This window comes from Mesobacillus jeotgali (assembly GCF_031759225.1).
Taxonomy (GTDB): domain Bacteria; phylum Bacillota; class Bacilli; order Bacillales; family Cytobacillaceae; genus Mesobacillus; species Mesobacillus jeotgali_B.
This window is the reverse complement of sequence record NZ_CP134494.1, coordinates 46525-70801: the sequence shown is the minus strand read 5'-3', so window position 1 is coordinate 70801 and position 24277 is coordinate 46525. Positions and strand designations below refer to the sequence as shown.

The 24277-nt window shown below is 44.1% G+C and carries 21 protein-coding genes; 1 reads left to right on the top strand and 20 read right to left on the bottom strand.

Annotated features, from left to right (window positions below):
* Positions 1–27: 27 nt before the first annotated feature.
* The 8 genes from RH061_RS00355 to glmU form a co-directional block, all read right to left on the bottom strand.
* On the bottom strand, positions 28–1632 hold the full coding sequence (locus RH061_RS00355) for a putative polysaccharide biosynthesis protein (protein ID WP_311073203.1): 1605 nt from the start codon (positions 1630–1632) through the stop codon (positions 28–30).
* A 234-nt stretch (positions 1633–1866) separates the two neighbouring features.
* Positions 1867–2403, bottom strand: a complete 537-nt coding sequence (gene spoVT / locus RH061_RS00350; protein ID WP_311073202.1) for a stage V sporulation protein T — start codon at positions 2401–2403, stop codon at positions 1867–1869.
* Between the two features lie 347 nt (positions 2404–2750).
* Complete coding sequence (gene mfd, locus RH061_RS00345) at positions 2751–6287, bottom strand: transcription-repair coupling factor (protein WP_311073201.1); 3537 nt, start codon at positions 6285–6287, stop codon at positions 2751–2753.
* Positions 6288–6388: 101 nt separating this feature from the next.
* Positions 6389–6619 carry an anti-sigma-F factor Fin gene (locus RH061_RS00340; protein WP_311073200.1) on the bottom strand — a complete coding sequence of 77 codons (231 nt, stop codon included), beginning with the start codon at positions 6617–6619 and terminating at the stop codon, positions 6389–6391.
* Between the two features lie 147 nt (positions 6620–6766).
* On the bottom strand, positions 6767–7327 hold the full coding sequence (gene pth, locus RH061_RS00335) for an aminoacyl-tRNA hydrolase (protein WP_311073198.1): 561 nt from the start codon (positions 7325–7327) through the stop codon (positions 6767–6769).
* Between the two features lie 147 nt (positions 7328–7474).
* Positions 7475–8107 (bottom strand): 50S ribosomal protein L25/general stress protein Ctc, encoded by a 633-nt coding sequence (locus RH061_RS00330; protein ID WP_311073197.1) that lies wholly within the window; start codon positions 8105–8107, stop codon positions 7475–7477.
* An 896-nt stretch (positions 8108–9003) separates the two neighbouring features.
* Positions 9004–9960 carry a ribose-phosphate diphosphokinase gene (locus RH061_RS00325; RefSeq protein ID WP_102264801.1) on the bottom strand — a complete coding sequence of 319 codons (957 nt, stop codon included), beginning with the start codon at positions 9958–9960 and terminating at the stop codon, positions 9004–9006.
* 18 nt (positions 9961–9978) lie between these two features.
* Entirely contained in the window at positions 9979–11352 is a 1374-nt protein-coding gene (glmU, locus tag RH061_RS00320) for a bifunctional UDP-N-acetylglucosamine diphosphorylase/glucosamine-1-phosphate N-acetyltransferase GlmU (RefSeq protein WP_311073195.1), read from the bottom strand.
* Positions 11353–11519: 167 nt separating this feature from the next.
* Between glmU and RH061_RS00315 the strand changes: the two genes are divergently transcribed.
* The gene (locus RH061_RS00315) at positions 11520–11798 is read left to right on the top strand and encodes a hypothetical protein (RefSeq protein ID WP_311073194.1); all 279 of its coding nucleotides are present in this window, start codon (positions 11520–11522) and stop codon (positions 11796–11798) included.
* Positions 11799–11817: 19 nt separating this feature from the next.
* On the opposite strand, the gene spoVG is transcribed toward RH061_RS00315, so the two are convergent.
* The 12 genes from spoVG to metG all read right to left on the bottom strand — a co-directional run bounded on the left by spoVG (position 11818) and on the right by metG (position 23587).
* The gene (spoVG, locus tag RH061_RS00310) at positions 11818–12108 is read right to left on the bottom strand and encodes a septation regulator SpoVG (RefSeq protein WP_023613316.1); all 291 of its coding nucleotides are present in this window, start codon (positions 12106–12108) and stop codon (positions 11818–11820) included.
* Positions 12109–12595: 487 nt separating this feature from the next.
* Complete coding sequence (locus RH061_RS00305) at positions 12596–12970, bottom strand: RidA family protein (RefSeq protein ID WP_167834216.1); 375 nt, start codon at positions 12968–12970, stop codon at positions 12596–12598.
* A gap of 31 nt (positions 12971–13001) precedes the next feature.
* Entirely contained in the window at positions 13002–13826 is an 825-nt protein-coding gene (gene purR, locus RH061_RS00300; RefSeq protein ID WP_311073193.1) for a pur operon repressor, read from the bottom strand.
* Between the two features lie 55 nt (positions 13827–13881).
* Positions 13882–14751 (bottom strand): 4-(cytidine 5'-diphospho)-2-C-methyl-D-erythritol kinase, encoded by an 870-nt coding sequence (ispE, locus tag RH061_RS00295; protein ID WP_396654841.1) that lies wholly within the window; start codon positions 14749–14751, stop codon positions 13882–13884.
* A 486-nt stretch (positions 14752–15237) separates the two neighbouring features.
* Positions 15238–15417, bottom strand: coding sequence for a small, acid-soluble spore protein, alpha/beta type (locus RH061_RS00290; RefSeq protein WP_041967995.1), 180 nt, complete (start codon positions 15415–15417; stop codon positions 15238–15240).
* Positions 15418–15571: 154 nt separating this feature from the next.
* Positions 15572–15835, bottom strand: a complete 264-nt coding sequence (veg, locus tag RH061_RS00285) for a biofilm formation stimulator Veg (protein WP_023613322.1) — start codon at positions 15833–15835, stop codon at positions 15572–15574.
* 198 nt (positions 15836–16033) lie between these two features.
* Positions 16034–16912 (bottom strand): sporulation peptidase YabG, encoded by an 879-nt coding sequence (gene yabG / locus RH061_RS00280; RefSeq protein WP_311076220.1) that lies wholly within the window; start codon positions 16910–16912, stop codon positions 16034–16036.
* 305 nt (positions 16913–17217) lie between these two features.
* The gene (gene rsmA, locus RH061_RS00275; protein ID WP_311073188.1) at positions 17218–18096 is read right to left on the bottom strand and encodes a 16S rRNA (adenine(1518)-N(6)/adenine(1519)-N(6))-dimethyltransferase RsmA; all 879 of its coding nucleotides are present in this window, start codon (positions 18094–18096) and stop codon (positions 17218–17220) included.
* The gene (gene rnmV, locus RH061_RS00270; protein WP_311073186.1) at positions 18089–18649 is read right to left on the bottom strand and encodes a ribonuclease M5; all 561 of its coding nucleotides are present in this window, start codon (positions 18647–18649) and stop codon (positions 18089–18091) included. The genes rsmA and rnmV overlap by 8 nt, the downstream gene beginning before the upstream one ends.
* Positions 18650–19151: 502 nt before the next feature.
* Complete coding sequence (locus RH061_RS00265; RefSeq protein WP_311076219.1) at positions 19152–20336, bottom strand: resuscitation-promoting factor; 1185 nt, start codon at positions 20334–20336, stop codon at positions 19152–19154.
* A gap of 237 nt (positions 20337–20573) precedes the next feature.
* Positions 20574–21341 carry a TatD family hydrolase gene (locus RH061_RS00260; protein ID WP_311073185.1) on the bottom strand — a complete coding sequence of 256 codons (768 nt, stop codon included), beginning with the start codon at positions 21339–21341 and terminating at the stop codon, positions 20574–20576.
* Positions 21342–21634: 293 nt separating this feature from the next.
* Positions 21635–23587 carry a methionine--tRNA ligase gene (gene metG, locus RH061_RS00255; RefSeq protein ID WP_311073184.1) on the bottom strand — a complete coding sequence of 651 codons (1953 nt, stop codon included), beginning with the start codon at positions 23585–23587 and terminating at the stop codon, positions 21635–21637.
* Between the last annotated feature and the right edge of the window lie 690 nt (positions 23588–24277).

The following is a 24277-nucleotide window of genomic DNA, read 5'->3' as shown; positions in this document are numbered from 1 at the left end:
TCTCTTAAACGTTTTATTATTCAGGGATTACCTGGAGAACAGCTGGACAATCCTGCTGCCGAATGGCAAAGTCACCAGTTCCTCTTCTGTTAATGCCCGCGTTTTGATCAATACTAGAAAATAAACAAGTGCTCCCAGCACCACTGCGCTTAATGCCTGGAAAACAGCGCCGAGTCTGTCTGGTTCAATATAGCCATAACCGAAATCCGTAATATATAGAAAGAATCGTAAAGAAATAGCCATCACTGCTGAGGAAAGCAGGATCTTCACAATGAATACAAGCGATAGAACGGGCAGGCCGAGTTCACGTCTTAGTTTAAATATAAGGATGAACATGACTGAAACCATGGCAGCCAATGTGGCAAAAGCAGCTCCCATCGTTCCGTTATTCGGGATCAGCATCAGGTTCAATATGTATTTCAAGCCAAATCCGCCAAGTATGACTGCTGCCGGAAAGAGGGATTTATCAAGTCCCTGCAAAATGCTCATGATCGTCAGGATGACCGAGCCAAATAAAATCATCAGGCTGAGCACTCCAAGCACATTGGACCCATCGGAATTCTCAAACAGCATGATATTAACTGGAACGATGATGCTATATAGGCCAACCGCGGCAGCAGCACCAAAAATCAGGCTTGTCTGAAGTGCGAGCCTCACTTTGGGCAGTATCTTCTCGTGGCGATTACTCGATTTGTCACCTGAAATGGCCGGTACAAGGCTTAATGACATCGAAGTGGCGACAACTGTCCCAAGCTGGATCAGCGGCTGCCCCCTGTCAAAAATACCTTTTGCCGATTTCGCTTCCTCCGCTGACAGTCCCATTGCCAGCAATGAAGCATACATATTCAAGGAATCTGCCAGCTGCAGCAATATTAACAGCATGCCACTAATGCTGATGGCAAATCCCTGGATGATCAGCGCTTTTACGACCCAGGCGGCATCCTGGAATAAATCCCTTATATGAAAATAGGTGAAGGGATTGGTTCCTCCATTTTTCAGGTAAAATAATCCGAGTATCAAAACGGATATTACCCCACCTGTAATCGATCCGAAAACAGCTCCGGCTCCGGTGACATAGAGAGAGAATCCCTGCTGCACAAGTACTGCAGACAAAACGAGAATGGTCGCGACCCGGATGAACTGTTCTGAAACCTGCGAAATCGCTGTCGGTACCATGTTGCCCTTCCCCTGGAAATATCCCCTGAACACAGAGGTGAACGGGAAGAGCAGGAATGGCACTGACACAACCTTAAATAAAGGCTTTAGTTCGGGATCCCCGATTTTATCGGCAATCCATCCAGAGCCAATATAGAAAAATGAAAAAAGGAGCAAACCAACCATAACGAGAAAGACGAGCGAAATGGCCAAAAGACGATCAGCCCTGTCCCTATTCCCAGCAGCCTGCTGCTCCGTATAAAGCTTCGATATGACAACTGGAAATCCATATGTAGATAAAACCATGACAATTCCAAAAAAGGGATACACCTGCTGATATATGTAAAAACCAATGTCCCCAACGATATTCTGAAACGGGACACGGTAGACAGCGCTTAAAATTTTCGTAACAAGGGCGGCCAAAGTAAGGATCATGGCTCCCTTCATCAATTCCTTTGAATCTGCAACGGGCCTCATCGCCCATCTCCTTCCAATTTCAGTTTCAAACGTATTATATCATAAGGGCCAAAGCAACAGCCCCCAGCAAAATAGACAACAATAAATTGTTAGATAGCTGTAACAAGAAAAGCGGAAGCGCCTTGGTCAGCCGCGACCAGCGCTGGGTTTCCATTTTTACAAACCTTCTGAACACGAAAAGAGGCAGCCTCGTCAGCTGCCCTTTCAGGTAAGATAATAATTTGGTGAAGGTAATTATTGCTCCATCTGTCTTGCCAGGAAGCCTGCAGCTGTTTCAACAGCTTTTTGTTCGACATCTCCTAAAGATCCTTCTTTAGAGAAGATGATTACTGCTCCAATCGGATCGCCGTTTGCAATGATTGGCCCAATTGTATAAGAAGAAGCAGGCTCTTCGTTTCCTTCAACTAACGAGATGGTAGTCTGCTGGTTCACAAGGGACGAAGTACGGTCTTCCATCGTCTTTTCAACAAGTTCACTGATGTTTTTATTCAAGTAGTCTTTTTTGGAACCACCCGCAAGTGCGATATACGTATCTCTATCGCAAATCAATACCGGGTTGCCTAGGCTATCATATAGCGCTTCTGCATACTCCTTCGCAAAATCGCTCAGCTCACTGATAGGAGAATATTTCTTTAAAATAACCTCACCATCACGGTCCACAAAGATTTCGAGAGGATCCCCTTCACGAATACGAAGTGTTCTTCTTATTTCCTTAGGAATTACGACACGACCTAAATCATCGATTCGACGAACAATACCAGTTGCTTTCATCCAACGTTGCCTCACTTTCATCTGATGATTATTTTTTTAGATAAGGTTGTTTTTCAGTAATTGCTGCTATTCGTATAAGTTCTGGCTATAATGGATCGAAAGTTTACGAAAAGAGCATCGGTAAAAATAATGCCTTTATTAATCAACCTTACCAAGATTTGAACTTAGTATCTTTCATATGGAAAGTTCTATACACTTCTCATTATTTTTTTCATTGAAGTGATAAAGGTGCCAAAAACGGATAAACCTTCCAGCTAATAATTGCGTACACACAAAAATTACCCTTGTCTATCTTTTTTGAAACACCTTCTCGTTTTACATTTAGATTACAAAATATTTCCACATGATTACGATACTGTATTTTCCTGTTCTTTTTGGGAGTCGTGAAGTCCCCTGATCATCTCGAAAGTAATCTCGAACCAACGGTCATTTTTCATTCCTCTGGTGTGGACAACCATTTTCAGCTTATTGCCTTCCATTCCAAGACCCACTGCATTCCTGTACTGGCTGCTAAGCTTGAATACCTTTTGTCCGTCGATCCGGCTGCTTCCATCCTCTGTTAAAAGGATTGTCACATCCTGTTTTGCCATTTTAATCGATTCGACGCCTGCGGTGATGGCATATACCTTGAGTTCCGCCACTTTAAATAATGCTTCAACTTCTGCTGGGTAATCTCCGAATCTGTCAGTGATTTCTTCTTTTAGTTCGTCAACATCCCTCAATGACTCGATACCACGGAAACGCTTATACATCTCGATTTTCTGGTGTCCATCAGAGATATAGCTATCAGGTATATAGGCATCAAGCTCAAGATCGATTTCAATCGAAGGTTTGCGGACTTGGTCTTTTTCCGGCTTCCGTTCTTCTATCGCTTCCTTAAGCATCTGGGAATACAGATCGAAACCGACCGAATCAATAAAGCCATGCTGCTGGGCGCCTAACAGGTTACCGGCACCGCGGATTGATAGGTCACGCATCGCAATCTTGAATCCAGAGCCCAGCTCCGTGAACTCCTTGATGGCCTGGAGACGTTTTTCAGCAACCTCGGTGAGCACTTTATCTTTCCGGTAGGTAAAGTAAGCATAGGCAACCCTGTTGGAGCGACCTACCCTTCCTCTAAGCTGGTAGAGCTGGGAGAGACCCATTTTATCCGCATCATAAACAATCAATGTATTGACATTCGGAATATCCACACCCGTTTCAATGATCGTGGTGCTGACAAGGACATCATATTCACCTTCAAGGAATCCAAGCATCACCGATTCCAGTTCATTTTCGGTCATGCGGCCATGGGCAAAAGTGACACGGGCATCCGGCACAAGCATTGAAATTTCTTCCGCCTTCCGCTCGATGTCTTCCACACGGTTATAAAGGAAATATACTTGTCCGTCCCTGGCAAGCTCGCGTTCAATCGCCTCGCGGACAAGCCCTCCGTTGTATTCCATTACATATGTCTGGACAGGGAAGCGGTTCTCTGGCGGTGTCTCGATGACGGATAAGTCCCTGACACCAAGCATCGACATATGCAGCGTCCTTGGAATAGGAGTCGCTGTCAAAGTCAGGACATCAACATTTGTTTTCAGTTTCTTGATTTTTTCCTTATGGGTAACCCCAAATCTTTGTTCTTCATCTATGATCAGCAGGCCAAGGTCTCTGTAGGTGATCTCCTTTGATAACAGCCTGTGGGTTCCGACGACAATATCCACACTTCCAGCTTTTAACCCCTTGATCGTCTCCGTCTGCTGCTTGCGGGTACGGAACCTGCTCAACAAGCCGATGTTAATCGGGAAGTCCTGGAACCTTTCCCTGAGTGTCTCATAATGCTGCTGCGCAAGGATGGTTGTTGGCACCAGGAAGGCTACCTGCTTACCATCGGCAATCGCCTTGAAAGCAGCCCTGATTGCGACCTCTGTTTTACCATAGCCAACATCTCCACACAGCAGGCGATCCATCGGGCGCTCCCGTTCCATATCGAGCTTGATTTCATGGATGGATCTAGCCTGATCTTCTGTTTCCTGATACGGGAAGGAAGATTCAAAGTCCCGCTGCATCTCGCCATCAGGAGAGAAAGCATGCCCGACGCTGGCCTCACGCTCTGCGTAAAGCTTGATCAAGTCGTCCGCAATATCCTGGACAGAGGACTGGACCTTGCTCTTGACCCGTTTCCAATCGCTTCCGCCGAGCTTATAGACCTTAGGCTCTTTTCCTTCTGAGCCAACGTATTTTTGGACAAGGTCAATCTGCTCGACCGGGACATAAAGCTTATCTGTACCCTGGTAGCGGATATGGAGATAATCCTTATGGATGCCATTGATCACGAGCGTTTCAATGCCCAGGTATTTACCGATACCATGGTTCACATGAACAACATAGTCGCCAATCTTAAGTTCAGAATAGCTCTTGATCCTCTCGGCATTTGACAGCTTCTGCCTTCTTGCAGGTTTTTTCGTTTTCTTATTAAAAAGCTCTTCTTCCGTAATCACAGCAATCTTCTGGATCGGAAATTCAAAACCCGTATTCAGGCTGCCCTGGATGATCTGTACTTTCCCAGGCAGCAATTCCTGCTTACCGCTTACTTTTACTGCATCGATTTCATAGTCTTCCAGAACCCGCTCAAGCTTTTTGACTCTTTCAGCATCCGGTCCAAGGAATACGACTGCATAGTTTCCTTTGCGCCAGCGATCGACTTCCCCTTTCAGCACATGCATCTGTCCGTGGAAGTTCTGCATCTGTTTGCAGGATATATTGATGATGTTTTGCGGACTCGTGTTAGGAACATGCCTTAAAAATAACGATAAATACACAATCGGCTTTCCGGCTTTACTCATCAAGTCAGGAAGCTGGTGTGAAATTTTCAGGTCATGTGTGATCTGGCCTTCACCAAGGAGGCTCGTATACCATTCCGCTTCTTCCTTGCCAAGTGACTCATTCATTTCCTGTACTCTGCTTATTTCATCAATGAACAGGAAACCTTTTGACGGCAAGTAATCTATTAAACTTTGAGGCTTTTCGTAGGCTATAGATAGATACTTGAAAAGTTGGTCAGGTATTTGTCCATTGCGGAGCTGTTCCAATTCATAGCCAATATTTTGTGACAGCAAAGTCTTTGCTTTATCATCCTTGAGCTTCTTTAAACTGCTTGAGAGTCCGCTTTCAAGCCCCGTAACCAAACGATCCAGCTGTTCACTTTCGATTGGATGTTCTGTCGCCGGCCCAATGGCGACCGTTTTCATTTTTTCCTTCGAACGCTGATCCTCTAGCGAGAATGTCCTGATGGAATCGACCTCCGCATCAAATAACTCAATCCTGATCGGATCTGCGGATGTCAGCGGGTAGATATCGATAATACCGCCGCGGACGCTGAATTCACCAGGAGCCGATACCATTCCTGCCCTGACATATCCCATGCTGACAAACCGGTTGAGAACCGAATCGAGATCGATTTCTTCGCCAAGCTTGAAAGTCAGCTGGAATTTTGCCCATAAATCCTTCGGCGGAAGCAGCTTCCTTAAGCCGGCCATCGGGACAATCACGATACCCGAACTTTTCTTAGTCCAATGATTCAGAGCTTCTATCCTTTGTGCCTTCAGTTCTGGACTTGAAATACTTATTTCAGCGGCAATCAATTCATTTGCCGGGTAAAGATAGACATCATTTTCCCCTATTAAATTCACAAGATCATCATATTGTTTTTGCGCTTGCAATAAATTATGTGTCACGATCAGGACGGGTCGCTTCGTCTGTTCGTAGATGGCGGCTAAAAAGACCGTCCTTGCCGAACCAGACAGGCCTGCGACGAGCTGTTCCCTGAGCCCCTCATCCATTCCGGAAATAACAGATTGGACATCATCCTGATGACTAAATAGAGCTTTCAGCCCCTGCATCCAAACCTCTCCCTCTCTATAAAAAAATGCTAATCTTTACTTTTGAAAATACGGCCAATATACAAACAGAAAAATGCTTTGGATATGGAATCCAAAGCTTTTCAGTGAATCAGGTAGTCATGCTGGTGGAAGTCCGGGTTGCGTTCCAGGGCTTCCTGACAGTCTTCACAGATTGTTTTTATATTGATGTCACCATTTCCTGCGTAAGATACCATCTCCTGGCGCTCTTCCTCGGTCAGCTTATGCAGCCCTAAACTTTCACTGTGGACAGACAATCTGTCCAGTGAGCCGATATTTATGCCGCAATGACGGCAATGATAATGTATAGCCATGCCCGTCCCTCCCAAAATAAGTCATTATACATTATTGACTCTTTGGCAGGAACTTATGCACTTAGCCTATTGTATGTTTCTTTTTTTACATTATATTACTTGATCAAGAGATTGGCATGTTTAATTCGTTTTTCTTTCTAAATTACATTATTGATTGAATGTGTTCATCACTTCTAAGAAAGGCCTTTTCATCCATTCTTCACAAGCATCGGCAGATTTCATGACAGCCTCGGCCATCTTTTCATTTTCTTCGGCAGTAAAACGGCCAAGTACCCAATCCGTTATCGCCATCCCATTTGTCGGCCGGCTGATGCCTACCCTGATTCGCTTGAATTCCTGTGTCCCAGTATGGGCAATCGTCGACTTAATCCCATTATGGCCGCCTGCGCTGCCTTTTTGGCGCAATCTGATCCTGCCGGTAGGCATATCGAGATCGTCATAGATCACGACCAAATCCTCGAGATCGATATCATAAAAATCCATAACAGCCCTGATTGATTCACCAGAAAGGTTCATATACGTTAAAGGCTTGAGCAAGATGACCTTTTCACCGCCAACGAATCCTTTTCCATATAAACCTTTATGCTTTGCCTGATCCAACGGGATATTCCAGCGCTTTGATAACTCATCGATGACTTCAAAGCCGATGTTATGCCTTGTTTTATCGTATTGCCTCCCTGGATTCCCAAGTCCAACAAATAACTTCACTTTCCACACCCCTAACCAAACACATATCATTTCTTCCCATCGCCATACTCCCTTAATTCATGGGAGGACTGAAAGAACATCTATATATCTAATGTACATGAAAACCGCAAAAGACGTAACCTTTTTCAGGCTACGTCTCGTACTGCTTTATTCTCCGCTCGCTTCTGTTTCTCTTCCTTCTTCATTCTCAGGCTCTCCTGGTTCTTGTTCTTCACCGGAATTGATTTCTTCTTCCACTTTAGGAGGAAGGATCGAAACGACTACCGTGTTTTCGTCATCGTTTATTTCATAATTCCCTGTTTTGATATCAGCAAGTGTCAGGTTTTCATTAACTTGCAGGTTCGTGACATCCACATCAATGCTCTCAGGGATATTTCCTGGAGTCGCTGTGATGTTCACCTCGTGGATTGGCTGCTGAAGGACGCCGCCATCCTTGACACCAGCTGCATCGCCAACGATGTTCAAACGGACGCTTGCATGTACCTTGGAGCTTTTATCGACCACAAGGAAATCAGCATGAAGGATTTCCTTCTTGATATGGTCTTCCTGGTAATCAGTCAGCATGACACTATGCTGGCTGCCGCCAACATCAAGAGAAATGACTCCATTACGTCCATTTTCACGGATGGTCTTCACAAACTCGATGCTGTCAACATAGATCGATTTGCTATCAGTCTTCCTTCCATAGACCACTGCCGGAATATTGCCCTCCTGGCGTAATTTCCTCAAGGCAGAACGTTGAGTACCTGTTCGCTCAGTTGCTTTCAATGTTGCACTCATGGTTTTGTCCCCTTCCTATTTCGTAAGTTCTTGTCTATATAAAAAATGCCCCAAAATAGGAAGGTCTAAACGTTATACTTTTTGTGAGATGTGCCTTAGTACAAATTTTTATTAGCATGGATGTCTCTGTTAAACACAGCTGTTGACCATCGTTCCAGCTCTTCATTTTCCTCGGAAATTGCTAAGGGGTTTTTGACAGCTTTGACCCTGTTTCCTTGGAACCTGTCACAATAACATCCTTTTCTTGACAGCTTTGATCCCGTATCGTCAAACCCTGTCATAATAACTAGCTTTTCTTGACAGCTTTGACCCTGTTTCCTTGGAACCTGTCACAATAGCGAGCTTTTCTTGACAGCTTTAGCTCTGTTTCCTTGAAACCTGTCACAATAACCAGCTTTTTTTGACAGCTTTGGCTCTGTTTCCCTGAAACCTGTCACAATAACGAGCTTTTCTTGACAGCTTTGGCTCTGTTTCCTTGTAACCTGTCACAATAACGAGCTTTTCTTGACAGCTTTGGCTCTGTTTCCTTGTAACCTGTCACAATAGCGAGCTTTTCTTGACAGCTTTGGCCCTGTTTCCTTGAAACCTGTCACAATAGCGAGCTTTTCTTGACAGCTTTGGCCCTGTTTCCTTGAAACCTGTCACAATATCCAGCTTTTCTTGACAGCTTTGATCCCGTATCGTCAAACCCTGTCACAATAATCAGCTTTTCTTGACAGCTTTGGCCCTGTTTCCTTGGAACCTGTCACAATAACCAGCTTTTTTGACAGCCCCAGCCTTTTCAACGGTAAGGTATGTAAAAAGCACATGCGCCATGGTCTCAACCTGCTATATTTTAAGCAACTAGAAACAAGAGTAGGCTTGCCGCATGGCAAGCCTGAATTTTCTTATAAAAATCAATCAAACAATGTGCTGACAGATTGCTCTTCGTGGACGCGGATGATCGCTTCCCCAATCAATGGGGCAACTGACAGCTGGTGGATTTTTTCAACGCGCTTTTCTTCAGCAAGCGCGATTGAATTTGTCACAACCAGTTCTTTAATCTTGGAGTTTTCGATACGCTCAATGGCTGGACCTGACAATACAGGGTGCGTACAGCAAGCGTATACTTCTAGTGCGCCATTTTCAACCAATGCATTGGCAGCCAATGTAATCGTTCCTGCAGTATCAATAATATCGTCAATCAAGATGGCAACCTTGCCTTCAATATTACCAACGATGTTCATGACTTCCGCCACATTTGGCTTTGGACGACGCTTATCGATGATCGCGATTGGCGCTTTCAATCTTTCAGCCATCTTCCTTGCACGTGTAACACCGCCATGGTCAGGAGATACAATGACAACGTCTCCGTTCAATTCCTTGCTCTTGAAGTGATCAGCAAGGATTGGCACACCCATCAAGTGGTCGATTGGAATATCGAAGAATCCTTGAATTTGCGGAGCGTGAAGGTCAAGCGTGATCACGCGGGTAGCGCCAGCTGTCTCAAGCAGATTTGCCACAAGCTTGGCTGTGATTGGCTCACGAGCACGGGCTTTGCGGTCCTGCCTTGCATAGCCGTAATATGGCATAACAATATTGATTGTTTTAGCAGATGCGCGCTTCAATGCGTCGATCATAATAAGCAATTCCATGATGTTTTCATTAACTGGAGAGCTAGTCGACTGGATGACATATACATCACAGCCACGGATGCTTTCTTCAATGTTAATCTGGATTTCTCCGTCGCTGAACTGGGATACAGAGCATTTACCTAGCTCTACCCCGATTACCTTTGCGATTTCCTGGGCAAGTTCAACATTTGAGTTAAGTGAAAAAACCTTCAAATTTGGGTCAAGATACTGGTTTGACATTTTGGACCTCCAAGACTCTTATTTCTTTACGTTCATTTTCCCTACATAATCTTCTTTGTTGACTTGACGAGCACGTGCAAGCGCCAGTGCCTCACCTGGAACATCTTCAGTGATCGTGGAGCCGGCTGCTACATACGCGCCTTTTCCAATCGTCACTGGTGCAACAAGATTTGAATTACAGCCAATGAATACACCGTCTTCAATCTTCGTCAGGAACTTGTTTTTGCCATCATAATTCACTGTGATCGAGCCGCAGCCGATATTCACATCAGCACCGACTTCTGCATCACCGATATAGCTAAGGTGGGAAGCTTTGCTTCCTTTGCCAAATACCGCTTTCTTAATTTCGACAAAATTGCCGATCTTCACTTCATCATGAATATCAGAATCAGGCCTGATATGCGCGAAAGGCCCAATGTTGACTTCGGAGCCAATCTTGCTGTCAAAAGCCGCTGATTGGCGGATAACTGTATTATTGCCAATCTCGCAGTTGCTGATTTCCGTATTAGGTCCAATCTGGCAATCAGAACCGATGACTGTGGCGCCAGAAAGAGTTGTTCCCGGGAAAATAACCGTATCTTGTCCAACCTTCACGTCTGGTCCAATATACGTGTTATCAGGGTCAATGATTGATACGCCATTGCGCATATGATACTCATTGATCCGATTTTTCATCGTGCGTTCCGCTTGTGCAAGAGCAACGCGGTCATTGACGCCGAGTGTCTCTGCGAAGTTATCTGTCACATACGCAGATACAATCTCGCCCTGATTTTTCAAAATTTCAATAACATCTGGAAGATAGTACTCACCCTGGACATTATCATTTGATACATTCTGGATTGCCTCGAATAACATTTTGTTGTCGAAGCAATATGTACCTGTATTGATCTCATTGATGCTTCTTTCCTGCTCATTCGCATCCTTATGTTCGACGATTTTCTCGACAAAGCCTTCAGAGTTCCGGACGATACGGCCGTAGCCAGTCGGATCTTCAGCTCTTGCAGTGAGGATGGTTGCTTTTGCGCTTGTCTCTTCATGATGTTTGAAAAGGGCTTCCATTGTTTCACCTTTGATCAAAGGAGTATCACCGCAAACGACGATTGTGACCCCTTCTTTATCAGCGAGCATGTCTCCTGCCTGCTGCACAGCATGAGCTGTACCCAGCTGTTCTGCCTGCAGGGCATACTGGCTCACTTCACCAAGCTGCTCTTTCACTTTTTCTGCTCCATGACCGACAATGGTCACGATTTCGTTTATATCAAGACTTTTCACCTGGTCAATTACATGCTGTACCATTGGCTTGCCGCATACAGGGTGAAGAACTTTGTACAATTTAGACTTCATTCTTGTTCCCTGACCGGCTGCTAAAATGATTGCATAACGATTAGACATTAGCAGGCCTCCAATTTACCTTTTTATCCATTACGAATATATCTTAAATAGCCGGCCATTTCAAGAATAGAAGAACAAGTACAATTATTTGTCAGTTTAGGGGGGAAGGTATATGCCGAAAAGTGGAGGCGGCTGTCCAACTCCGAAAAGCGCTGGAGGGCCTGACAGTGAAGTCGTTCTTTGACTTCATCGGCAGGACCGAAATCGAAAAGTATAGCCGACTGTCCAGAAACACAGAAACTGGAGACTCCGACAAAGAAGCGCTTTTTGCTTCTGCCGGCGGAGTTGAAGTTTCGGAGTTTCTAGGAGGCGACACTAGACAAGCGTCTCGGGGAGTTAGGAGCCGCAGCTGGACAAGTTCCGAAGAGACTTTTGGAAAAATAGGTTTAACCAGCGGACAAACCGGGGAAATAAAAAAGAGCCTAACTTATGCAGCAGGCTCTTGATGTTATGCAATTATATATCCTAGGAAGCGCCAGCTTCTTCGAATTCAACTTCTAATTCACCTAAACGGTGGTACTCTGCCAATACAGCGTCCTGGATTTTTCCGCGTGTGCCCGAATTGATCGGATGCGCAATATCACGGAACTCGCCATCAGGAGTGCGTTTACTTGGCATTGCAACAAATAGGCCGTTGTTTCCATCAATCACCCTGATATCATGGACAACAAACTCGTTGTCAAGCGTGATGGAAGCGATCGCTCTCATCCGTCCATCTGTATTAACGCGGCGTAATCTTACGTCAGTTACTTCCATTCTGTTCACCACCTTTACAAATAGATAAAATTCTAGTTAAATAATTCCACGTTGAAATCAAATCTCCTTCTTTTACAAGAAAATTTTTTCGAAAAAATAGGGCAAAATTGTGAATTTTTTCTTATTGAAAACCTTTTCTCTTTTAAAAAGGCTATAAAATAGGCTTTTTTGGCTATTGACGCATAATAAATTCCCTTTCAAAATTTATTACTTTTTTGGGCTTTCTTAAAATCCTATACAGGAAAAACTTTTTGATGTTGTCCCTTCTTGTGACCGTCACACCGATTTCTCTTCTTTCATGGGCATAAGTTGTCCCTTCTAGTGACAGTCAAACCGATTTCTCTTCTTTCACAGGCACAAGTTGTCCCTTCTTGTGACTGTCAAACCGATTTTTCGCTTTCCACGGGCACAAGCTTTGCTGTCTTGCAATTTTTCAAGTCCCACTCCAGATGTTTTGAAACATTCATACAAAATAAAAAAACGCCCGTTATTTAACGAGCGCTACTACTTCAATTTCCACCAGGGCATCCTTTGGCAGTCTTGCCACTTCTACTGTTGAGCGAGCTGGCTTATGCACATTGAAATACTCTGCATACACTTCATTTAATTGAGCGAATTCATCCATATTTTTAATGAAGACTGTTGCTTTTACGACTGTTTCTAGTGAAGCACCTGCAGCCTCAAGTACTGCCTTCAGGTTTTGGAATACCTGATGAGTCTGGGCCTGGATATCTCCCTCCACCATTACACCCTCTGGAGTCAGAGGAATCTGGCCAGAGCTGTAGAAAAGATTGTTCACAACCACACCCTGCGAATATGGACCGATTGCGGCTGGCGCGTTTGAAGTCTGTACAATATTCATATTGTCACCCCATCTATTGTTTATAGAACAACTATTCTCTGCGAGCGAAGTAATTTCCTTCACTCACGGTAATTTTACGTTCTCTTACGTCGACATCTGAAAGGCGTACGAGTGAGAGATACTCATCGACGAGTCTCTCTTCAATGTTCTCCGATTCAACCAGTACCGCTATCCCCGCTAACTCCGCATTGAACTCCTCTAGCAAGTTGATCATGCCATTCACGGTACCGCCCGCTTTCATGAAGTCATCGACGATCAGCACCTTCGACCCCTCTGCAAGGCTCCGCTTTGATAGCACCATTGTCTGGATTCTTTTTGATGAACCTGAAACGTAGTTGATGCTTACAGTCGAACCTTCAGTCACTTTGCTATCTCTTCTGACAATCACTACAGGAACATTCAATTGGCTGGCGACTGCATACGCAATTGGTATTCCCTTTGTCGCCACGGTCATGACAACCTCAATATCCTTTTCAGCAAAAGCAGAAGCGAGCAGCCTCCCGACTTCCTGCACAATTACTGGATTGCCAAGGATATCGTTCATGAAAAGATAGCCGCCCGGCAGCAAGCGGTCAGGACTTGCCATGATGGTACACAGTTCATCGATTGCCTTCCGTGCTTTTTCCTCGCTGACATGAACGTGGAACTTCACCCCGCCGGCCGCGCCTGGCACGGTCTGCAGGACACCGATTCCCCGCTGTTCAAATGTTTCTTTGATGATTCCGAGATCTTCACTGATCGAGGACTTAGCTGAACCATACTTCTCGGCAAAATAGGTTAACGGTACCAATTGGCGCGGATGTTCCAGTAAATAAGTCGTCATATCGATCAAACGCTCGCTGCGTCGAAATTTCATTCAAGAACCTCCAAAATCCGAATATTTAAGGTTAATATACCACCATTATACGGATTTAATCAAGGGTATGTCGCTCTCCAAGCATTCTTACTGCAAATACCTGGTCACAAAAACCTCGCAGACCGTTATAAATTCGATGCATTCGCGAATCATGTGCCACAAGGCTGAATACTGTCGGGCCGCTTCCGCTCATCAAGACTGCATCGGCGCCGAATCGCTTCATTTGGTCCTTTATTTGCGCCACTTCAGGATATAGCGATAGCGTCACATCTTCCAAGACATTTCCGACACTATTGCAGACTCCATTGAAATCTCCATTTTCAATAGCGGAAATCATTTGCTTTGTAAGCGGATGCTGAACCTTTTCAACATTAAGGCGGCGATATACCTCCGCAGTCGATACACCGATAAACGGTTTGGCTAATACAACCCAGCACGTCGGTGGTGCTGGCAGTTGCTCGATTATTTCCCCTCTGCCTGTAGCAAGCGCCGTTCCTCCGTACACACAGAAAGAAACATCCGAGCCAATTTCCGCGCCAAGCACTGCCAGCTCGTCCAATGACAGACCAAGCTTCCAAAGCTTATTCAAGCCCCTTAATGTAGCCGCTGCATCACTGCTGCCGCCCGCGAGGCCTGCTGCCACAGGAATGGTCTTCTCGATTCCTATGAGGACTCCTTGCTTCACCTGGAACCTCTCCTTTAACAGATGCGCTGCCTGGTAAGCAAGATTCCGCTGATCATCCGGAACAAAACGATTATGGGAATGGATGACAATCCTGTCTTCTTCTAATAAACTAAGTTCAATGCGATCAGCCAAATCAATCGTCGTCATGACCATTTCCACCTCATGGTAACCGTCCGGACGTTTGTGCAAAACATCCAATGACAAATTGATCTTTGCCGGCGCCTTCACTAAAACCTTCACAACTTCCACCTACTTTAACGAATTCCACATTTTGTCCTATTTTACCACAAAAAGAAAAGAAAAGCGCAAGCACCTTGGTCAGTCCGGACAAGCGCTGGAGGGCCGACCAGTGAAGTCGCTCTTTGACTTCATTGGGCGGACCGAAGCGACTCGAGGGGCTAGGTGCTGGAGCTAGACAAAGAAAAGCGCAAGCGCCTTGGTCAGTCCGGACAAGCGCTGTTTGTCATTTTTTAATAACTCTTCCTTGGGTAAAATAAGTTAGACTCTCCTGCAAGAAACATTCCTTTATTTTATCATTTGCATAATAGCGAATACAGTGATTTCACAAAGAATTAGAAATGCAGAAGGCTACATGGCAGCTCCACTCCGTTTTACCCCATTAAAAAAGGCCGGAGCAATTAGCCCCGGCACCGCGATGGATCTGAATTTTATTGGCAACTGTGTGAAAACAGCTGTGTGGCAGTCTCTAAAGAATTTTTATCTGGGTCAGCGGTTCTGGTTCGCAAGCTGCTGTTCGGCCAGCTCGATCGCTCGCTTCACCATATTTCCTGCATCCTTGGCCTTTATGCCGCCCCATCCCTCATTCTGGACGACATCATAGAAGCCAAGTTCTTTCGCAAGCTCTTCCTTCAACCTTTCAGACATAATCCCTCTTCTTCTGCCCAATGCTACCATCTCCTTTCACCATCGCGGTTACCTTAGTATTTTTGAAAAAGGAGACTTTCATGTGCGCCTTATTTATCCTGTCAGTTCTTAAAAAAGGCAAAATAAAAAGCAGCTAACCCGAAAGTTCACTGCCTGTACCTCATTGAGCCAAAAATCAGCTCAAAGCTATTGATCCTGTTGTATCTTCAAAGAAGGTAATTTCCACTGTTTCAGTTAGAACATCTGCGTAGCTGTACGAAACACGTTCAAAAGCATTTTCATCCTGGTCAAGCTCGATGACGAAAACTGAAGGATAAGTTTCCGCTAACACACCAGAACGTTCAATCGTCTTTCTCCGTCCTCCGTTGGCCTTTAGCATGAGTCTTTTTCCTAAGTTTGAATCAAGCGCTTTTTTGATATCCGATAATGTTTTTGGCATTCGGTCCACCTCACTGTGTAAAGTATAACACGCTGACACTATTTAGTCAAACAAAAACATAAATTATAACAGTACTTAAATTTAAAAGTCAATATATTTCGGTCTTCTTTTTCCTCTAAATTTCAACAATTTTAGAGTAGCCTTTAATGCGTTAAAATATGTACCAAAATAATAAAAAAACGCCAGACCGTATTTTATTCAGTCTGACGAATTTTTATTATATGGCATTCCTGTCCTTAAAACACCCTTTGTTTCTATGCCGCCAAGCCCCTTCTCCCCAGTCAATGTATTGCGAAGTACATCCCACACGTTGATTCGCTCCATGAACGGGGTAAAACTGATTTTAGCGACGATATAGACCGGATCGAGTGCATGTATATTTACTCTTGCAGGAGAACTGGCAAAGTTGGCCCCGGCATGGATCAATGACTCAAAATGGGATTGGCATGCTCCGGCAAAAATGACCAGCTGATCCAGATGGGGAACTTTCTTTCGAGCCTCTCTTACTGTCTGGACGAAATGCTTGGAGTGTCGATAAGCATTGATATCATCCATAGTCCCTTTTGACTTCGAATAAGCATCGTGCCCGGTGATGACCAAAATATCAGGCCGATAATAATCAAGCAGCATCCCGACTTTGTCCGGCATTTCCTTTTCATTGCAATGGAACCCATACACCGGGACCCCGACTTTCTCATATAGGGTCAGGCACTTTTTTAAATAATTCGGATCTCCATCAATATGGAGCACCTTCCCAGGCATCTGAAAGTAGTTATAAGACTTGCTATACCCTTCTGTAGCTTCATATTCTTGTTTTTGCTGCAATAAATCAACATCCTGCCTGAAAAGCTTATATGACTGTTCTTCAAGTGACCGGAATTCCTGTGTCAGCCTCATGCGCATACCCGGATCGATTTTGATTAAATCTTCATAGGGCGCATCCGCAATCAATCGGAAATCCTCACCATATAATATCGCAATTTTTTTTCCATGTTTCTCTCTGATATCGATAACCCGGAACATTATATCGCATTGATGCGAAACCCTGCCGACGATATCCATGAGGTTAATATTCATCATCCTCACTCCAATTGCCCCGCACACAGGCTGCGCTGAATGGTATTCTTACATAAAATATGCAGTTACCCATAGACATGTGCTTTTTGAAGCTGTGGAGGATAGTCACTGTGGTTCATTTGGGAAGGATATTCCTGAGTCCGGCTAATTTAATCCTTAGATTCTTGATATACTCCTGAGTCGCAGGACTATTTTCCGGAAAAATAGATTATATTCCTTAATTCCGCTTTTTATTACCAAACATCAAAAAAAGCCCGGAATTTTCCGGACTTTAATGTTGCCTATTGATCCTCATGGAAAGAGCTTTAATGAAAATATGGATACAACGCATTGCTCAATTGCGCAAATTCATCAATCGTCAGAGTTTCTCCCCTGCGCGATTCTTCCACTCCTGCCTGCTGAAGCGCTGCCTGTATACTTTCTTTCTTCTGCTTTCCGTCCGGCAGCTGGCTGGTCAGGTTATTTAAGATGGTTTTACGGCGCTGGGCAAAACTTGATCTGGTCACTTGGAAGAAAAACTTTTCATCCGTTACTTTTACTGGCGGCTCTTCATGCAATGTCAACCGGATGACAGCCGAGTCCACATTTGGCTGTGGCATGAACACAGTTTTCGGGACAATCATCACAGTTTCGGCTTTCGTATAATACTGGACTGCAATCGACAATGAACCATATTCCTTCGTTCCCGGCTTGGCTGAAATCCTGTCGCCAACTTCCTTTTGCAGCATGCAAACAATCCCTCTGATTGGCAGCCTTTCCTCAAGGAGCTTCATCAAGATAGGCGTTGTGACGTAATATGGCAGGTTGGCCACGACCATGACGTCCTCTTGTTTCCCAAACTCCTCTTTCATCACAGCCTGAACATCTGCTTTCAGTACATCGCTATGGATGACCTTGACGTTTGGGTAGGGGGACAGCGTATCCTCCAATATCGGCAGCAACCGCTGGTCGATTTCGAATGCAACTACCTTTTCGGCTCTTTTCGCCAGCTGCTCTGTCAACGCACCGATTCCAGGTCCAATTTCGATGGCACCGCTATGGTCGGTCAATTCTGCATGGTCGACGATACGGTTCAGGATATTCGTATCGATCAAGAAGTTCTGTCCGAGGCTCTTTTTAAAAGAAAAGCCGTATTTATCAAGTATTTCCTTCGTTCTCACCGGGGTCGCAATATCTTTATGCATTTTGTTCCTCCTTAAGGATTTCTGCCAGTGCCGCTGCGAAATCCTGTCTTTTCACTTGAAACATCATCAAGCGCTTGTGCAGCTGCTTGCCATTTGTATACCCGATCTTCAGCAGCCTGCCAAGCTTTTCCCGTCTTTCCTTCGATCCGGGACCGCCAATGAGCCCAGCTACAAGCAAGTCCTCCTGGGTGATCTCCTCGACGGCCTCTGCATCCATTACCTGGGCATCTTTCAGTGCTTCACGTATCACCTCGGGAGATGCGTGTTCAACACCAAGACCCCTGCCAGATTTAGGCTTGGCCAATTCCTTCGGGATAAAAGCGTGTTTACAGCCAACAACCTGCTCAGAAATCGTTTTGCGAATTTTTTCGCCAGGAAAATCCGGATCAGTAAAAATAATGACCCCCCGCTTTTCATGAGCATTCCGGATTTTCTCGATGGTTTCGGCATTGATCGCCGACCCATTCGTTTCAATTGTATCCGCATCAACGGCGCGCCTGATCGCCGTCGTATCATCCTTACCCTCAACTACAATGATTTCCTTTAATTTCATGGTTCCTCCATTTGAAAGCGTAAGCGCCTTGGTCAGCCCCGACAAGCGCTGGAGGGCCGACCGGTGAAGTCGTTCTTTGACTTCATTGGGCGGACCGAACTCGAAAAGCGAAGGCGACTGCCCAACTCCGACAAGCGTTGGAGGACCTGCCAGTGTAGTCGCTCTTTGACTTCATTGGCAGGGCCGAAACGTCTCGAGGAGTTAGGAGCAGCAGCTAGACAAGCGTCTCGATGGGTTAGGCGCTGGAGCTGGACATTCCTCTAAGTGTAATGTTTATTTATTGATTAGCTCAAACAGTTGAATGGGCTGTATGTAAGGCCCTTCAATTTTTTATTAAAAAACTTAAAAAGAAATAAGTTTTCTTTGAAATAAATGAAACATTTTTGAAATATAATCGTCTATATAGATGTAAACTTTTTTAAGCGATTATGCTTTCTTATTATACCTTAAACGTAAAATGAAAAAACAAAAATGCAGAGGAAGGTTCCCCTGCATCCATGAATTAATTTAGGATTTTAATTTTGACTTTCTTTCGGCCCCATCGATAGGCATCCGATTTAGATGCGAAAAAGACATCGATTTTATTGCCTTTGATAGCTGATCCTTTATCTGCAGCAATTGCATAGCCGTAGCCTTCAACATATACCTTTGTGCCTAAAGGAATGACACTTGGATCCACTGCGATGACCTTTATGTTAGGATTCGCTCTTAGATTGATGCCGGTTGCTGTATAACCGGAGCAGCCGTTGCAGTTAGCAGTGTAGGCTGTGGATGAAACATAGAATTCCTTCCCTGCCGGTTCACTTGAACCACGGGAAACTTGAGCTACGATGACCTTCGTTCCCATTGCCACGACTTTATCCTGTTTTTCTTTCAATTTCTTTTCACTGATCAGTTTTCTTGATACTTCCTTGCCGTTTTCAAGGACGACTTCATATTCCTTGGAAAGTAGGCCTTCCTGACCTTCTGTTACGACTTTCTGTTTCCCTTTTTCCAGTTTGCTGTCATTTTTCGTAACGACTGCATAGCTAATTGGTTCTTCCACTACATCGGTGACTTTTTCAACGCGAATGACATTAATCATGGCATCTTTTGTGACTGTCTGCTTTAATCCAGGTTCAACACGGTCCAATTCGTTCAGTGTGATTCCTTGCTGTGATAAAAAGTCAGCGACCGTAGTCGAAGTCGACCATACATCTTGCTCTTTTCCGCCTACTACAAGCTTGAGCGGGAAAGCTCTTTGAATGGCAATCTTCAAATCTTGCTTTAATTTAGCGTCTGGGTTTGGGTTTAACTTGTCGTGTTCATTTATAGCGATATTCTGTTCTTTCAGGAACTCTTCTACAGTATCGGCTGCTGTCCAATACGTTTTCTTTTCCTGATCTTGTATCAGCTCTACCTGTTTTGCCGGCTTCCACACGATTGATAGGTTGTTTTTCACCTCTGTGTCTGCCGCCAGCGATAAATAATCCTCTGAGCGCAATGAAATTTTGAGATCATTAAATATATCTTGGATTGTATTTGCGTGTGTCTTAATGACTCTTTCTTCGCCATCCAGCGTCAATGCGACTGTCTTTTTGGTCCCTTCATACATGAAGATCCCAAGAGCAGCGGCAAAAACTAGGAAACTAGCAGAAAAAATCACCAGTTTCTTTTTACTCAAAGTCTTGGAAAACAGGTTTTTCATACTATTAATCACGATGAAAAACGCCTCCTCTTCTCGGAGTGATTATAAAGATATTGTTGCCGACTTGTCAACCCAGACACCCTTGCCAAGCGTAGTCCCTATTATGCAAGATGCTCCATAAAAAGAAAAGCAAGAGTTATCGACACGGTTATCCTATGTCGCTAGAGAGACATGTAGAACTTTTTAGAAACATAAAAAGTTTGGACAACCTTGCTGAAAAATCGACAACATTCTTTATCACTTTATGCCGAATAATTTTTTTGCATTTTTGGCAGTTTCGCCTGCAACTTCTTCGAGCGTTAACCCTTTCAGTTCTGCAATCTGTTCGGCCACCAATTTTACATAAGCTGGTTCATTTCTCTTACCGCGATAAGGATGCGGTGTCAGGTAAGGGCAATCTGTTTCAACCAACAGCCGTTCCATTGGAATCGACTCCGCCACTTCCTTCGGTTTTTTTGCATTTTTGAAGGTAACCGGTCCGCCAAGCGAAATATAGAAGTTCATATCGATGCATTCAAGCGCGGTTTCCACACTGCCACTGTAGCAATGCATGATCCCGCCTACTTCACTTGCATTTTCCTCTTTTAAAATTTCAACTATGTCTGCGGTTGCCTCTCGATTATGTATGATGATAGGAAGCTGGACTTCTTTTGCCAGTTTGATTTGCTTGCGGAAGACTTCTTTCTGGATTTCCTTCGGTGACTTGTCCCAGTAATAATCAAGGCCCATTTCACCGAGTGCCACCACTTTCGGATGGCCTGCCAGTTCTCTCAGCCATTCCAGATGTTCCTCTGTCATATCAATTGCATCGACTGGATGCCACCCTACGCTTGCATAGATAAAATCATAGCCTTCAGCGAGTTCTATCGCTTTTTTGATCGTTACCTCATCGAATCCGACAACGACCATGTTCGTCACACCCTCAGCAAGCCCCCGGTCAATGACCTCCTGGAGATCCTCATTGAATTGTTCTGCATTTAAGTGTACATGTGTATCAAAAAGCATTTCAAAACTCCTTTGCTGGTGCCTGCAGCTCCATTCTATCCCTGCATTATGAAGATTTGAATAGATCCACTGCGATGTTCTTATTATTGCGATAAAGTTGTGTCGATATCATAACTTTTTTTCAATGTCCAGGTCAAATTTTTGCATTCGGTTTCATGAAAACCCGTCAATTGTCGGGAATGCTTGCTGTCTAACTTTCTTTCTATCATAAATCACTCTTTTAAAAAAATTGCCTTTTTAACACAAAAAACCTGAAAATGTTACACATGAAACATTTCCAGGTTCGTATTGTATTATTTTACTTTTGCTCCGATTGAGAGTGAATCATCAACTGTTGCTAATGACATGACGCCATCCTTTTCACCTGCAAGAATCATTCCCTCGGAAAGCTCTCCGCGAAGTTTGACAGGCTTCAGATTTGTCACGCAAATCACCTTTTTGCCGACAAGGTCTTCCGGTTTATAATATTTCGCAATCCCGGAAACGACCTGTCGCTTTTCATAACCAAGATCCAATTGAAGCTTCAGCAGCTTATCAGCCTTTTTAACAGGCTCAGCATGTACGACTTGAGCTACTCGCAGATCGACTTTCATAAAGTCATCAATCGTAATCTCATCCTGGACTTCAGGTTTTTCTTCCACAGGTGCAGAAGCTGGAGCCGATCCCTGCATTTTTTCTTTGATGAATTCCACTTCATCCTTCAATTCAAGGCGAGGGAAAATCGGTTCACCTTGAACGACCTTTGTTCCTGCTGGAATCTGGCCGAATTCTTCAAGGCTTTCCCAGGTTTGAAGTGCTTCAGAAGCGACATTCAGCTGGGCAAAGATTTTATCTGGTGTTCTTGTTAAGAATGGTTTCAGAAGGACAGCCACTCTTCTCAATGATTCAGCAAGGTGAACCATTACGTCTGCCAAAACTGCTTTCTTTTCTTCATCCTTCGCCAGCACCCAAGGCTGTGTCTCATCGATGAACTTATTGCAGCGGCTGATCAGCTGCCATACAGACGTAAGCGCCACGGAAAATTCCATCTTCTCCATTGCGTATTCGTACTTCTGGACCGTCTCTTTGTTCATTTCGAGCAGCTGCTTCTCAAACTCGCCTTCAGAGCCATTGTAAGCTGGAATCTCGCCGCCGAAATACTTATTGATCATTGCAACCGTTCTGTTCAGCAAGTTTCCAAGGTCATTCGCAAGGTCAAAATTGATCCTTTCGACAAATCCTTCAGGCGTGAATACTCCATCAGAACCAAATGGAACTTCACGAAGCAGGTAGTAGCGAAGAGCGTCAAGGCCATAACGGTCAATCAGCGTAACTGGGTCGACTACATTTCCCTTGGATTTCGACATCTTTCCATCCTTCATTAAAAGCCAGCCATGGGCAAAAACCTTTTTAGGAAGCGGAAGGTCAAGCGCCATCAGCATGATTGGCCAGTAAATAGTATGGAAGCGGACAATTTCTTTTCCGACAAGATGGACATCCGCAGGCCAATAGTTCAAATACTTGGAATCATCATCCGTACCATAGCCAAGTGCGGTGATATAGTTGGATAACGCATCAATCCATACATAAATGACATGCTTCGGGTCGCCGGGGACCTTCACGCCCCAGTCAAACGTTGTCCGTGAAACGGCCAAATCTTCAAGTCCAGGCTTGATGAAGTTGTTGATCATTTCATTCTTGCGGGATTCCGGCTGTATAAATTCAGGATTCTCTTCATAGTACTTCAGCAGCCTGTCTGCGTATTTACTCATTTTGAAGAAATAAGACTCTTCCTTCACTTTTTCGACAGGACGGCCGCAATCCGGGCAATTGCCATCTTCAAGCTGTCTGTCTGTGTAGAAGGATTCGCATGGAGTACAGTACCAGCCTTCATATTGATCAAGATAGATATCACCCTGCTCCAGAAGCTGAGCAAAAATCTTCTCAACAATTTGCTTATGGCGATCCTGGGTCGTACGGATAAAATCATTATAGGAAATATCCAGCTTGCCCCAAAGCTCCTGGATGCCTTCGACAATTTCATCTACATATTGCTGTGGAGTGATGCCCTTTGCCTCAGCATTACGCTGGATTTTTTGACCATGCTCATCCGTCCCTGTCAAATACATGACATCATAGCCGCGCAGTCTCTTATAGCGCGCCATTGCATCACCAGCTACTGTCGTATACGCATGGCCGATATGTAAATTGCCGCTCGGATAATAGATCGGGGTTGTAAGATAAAAGGTTTTCAATTTCTCTTCCATGAAGATCCTCCTTAACTAAAACTGCTAGTTCATACTAATAGTAGTTATTATACCAGCTAATGCCCTTTGTTTCATAACACTTTAACGATGCTTATGGTTGGTTTTCGCCTTTGTTTTTCACATCATTCTTTTTAAAGGCATAGAAATAAGAAATCTCTTAAAAAAATTTCCTCGACTACGGACATTCTCCCTATAAAGTTTACGTATTTTGTCAGTAGGGAATTTATTTGGCCTAGGATCCTAACAGATTTTATCAAAGGCTACTAAGAATAGACACTTATCAAAAAAGCCCCGCCTCAGAGTTTGGCAGGAGCTGCGATTTTAAAGTGAAAGCCTGATATTCTTCATAATAAAATCATAACCAAATCTACAAATAGAATATACCTGATTACAAAATTATGTACATATTATCAAGAGTATGTCGAATTTGTGACATTTTGTCGAAATGGATTGTAGAAATTTGTCGAATTACGCGGTATTTACTATTCTCCAATAATATTTATTTTGTATCCTCTGATAGAGAAAACCGCATCATTCCTTATCCCCTCTTGTTTTTTTCGTCTATAACCCTTGATATGAAAAGGTTTTCGTTTGGTGTTAAATTTTGTTAATAGAAGAAAAATAAAATAATTGACGGTTATTGGAATCGCTGGTATTATAAAACCAATAAGAGAAAAATGTCGAAAAATG

Bases quoted from the DNA above. Each gene is read 5' to 3' on its own strand.
- RH061_RS00305 (WP_167834216.1), bottom strand. From the start codon at position 12,970: ATGAATATTGTACAGACTTCAAACGCGCCAGCCGCAATCGGTCCATAT.
- RH061_RS00260 (WP_311073185.1), bottom strand. From the start codon at position 21,341: ATGCTTTTTGATACACATGTACACTTAAATGCAGAACAATTCAATGAG.
- rsmA (WP_311073188.1), bottom strand. From the start codon at position 18,096: ATGCATAAAGATATTGCGACCCCGGTGAGAACGAAGGAAATACTTGAT.
- mfd (WP_311073201.1), bottom strand. From the start codon at position 6,287: ATGCAGGGGCTGAAAGCTCTATTTAGTCATCAGGATGATGTCCAATCT.
- yabG (WP_311076220.1), bottom strand. From the start codon at position 16,912: ATGAATATTAACCTCATGGATATCGTCGGCAGGGTTTCGCATCAATGC.
- RH061_RS00265 (WP_311076219.1), bottom strand. From the start codon at position 20,336: ATGAAAAACCTGTTTTCCAAGACTTTGAGTAAAAAGAAACTGGTGATT.
- rnmV (WP_311073186.1), bottom strand. From the start codon at position 18,649: ATGAAATTAAAGGAAATCATTGTAGTTGAGGGTAAGGATGATACGACG.
- purR (WP_311073193.1), bottom strand. From the start codon at position 13,826: ATGAAATTTCGACGCAGCGAGCGTTTGATCGATATGACGACTTATTTA.
- glmU (WP_311073195.1), bottom strand. From the start codon at position 11,352: ATGTCTAATCGTTATGCAATCATTTTAGCAGCCGGTCAGGGAACAAGA.
- spoVG (WP_023613316.1), bottom strand. From the start codon at position 12,108: ATGGAAGTAACTGACGTAAGATTACGCCGCGTTAATACAGATGGACGG.
- RH061_RS00340 (WP_311073200.1), bottom strand. From the start codon at position 6,619: ATGGCTATACATTATCATTGCCGTCATTGCGGCATAAATATCGGCTCA.
- RH061_RS00355 (WP_311073203.1), bottom strand. From the start codon at position 1,632: ATGAGGCCCGTTGCAGATTCAAAGGAATTGATGAAGGGAGCCATGATC.
- veg (WP_023613322.1), bottom strand. From the start codon at position 15,835: ATGCCAAAAACATTATCGGATATCAAAAAAGCGCTTGATTCAAACTTA.
- metG (WP_311073184.1), bottom strand. From the start codon at position 23,587: ATGGAAGAGAAATTGAAAACCTTTTATCTTACAACCCCGATCTATTAT.
- RH061_RS00325 (WP_102264801.1), bottom strand. From the start codon at position 9,960: ATGTCAAACCAGTATCTTGACCCAAATTTGAAGGTTTTTTCACTTAAC.
- spoVT (WP_311073202.1), bottom strand. From the start codon at position 2,403: ATGAAAGCAACTGGTATTGTTCGTCGAATCGATGATTTAGGTCGTGTC.
- RH061_RS00330 (WP_311073197.1), bottom strand. From the start codon at position 8,107: ATGAGTGCAACATTGAAAGCAACTGAGCGAACAGGTACTCAACGTTCT.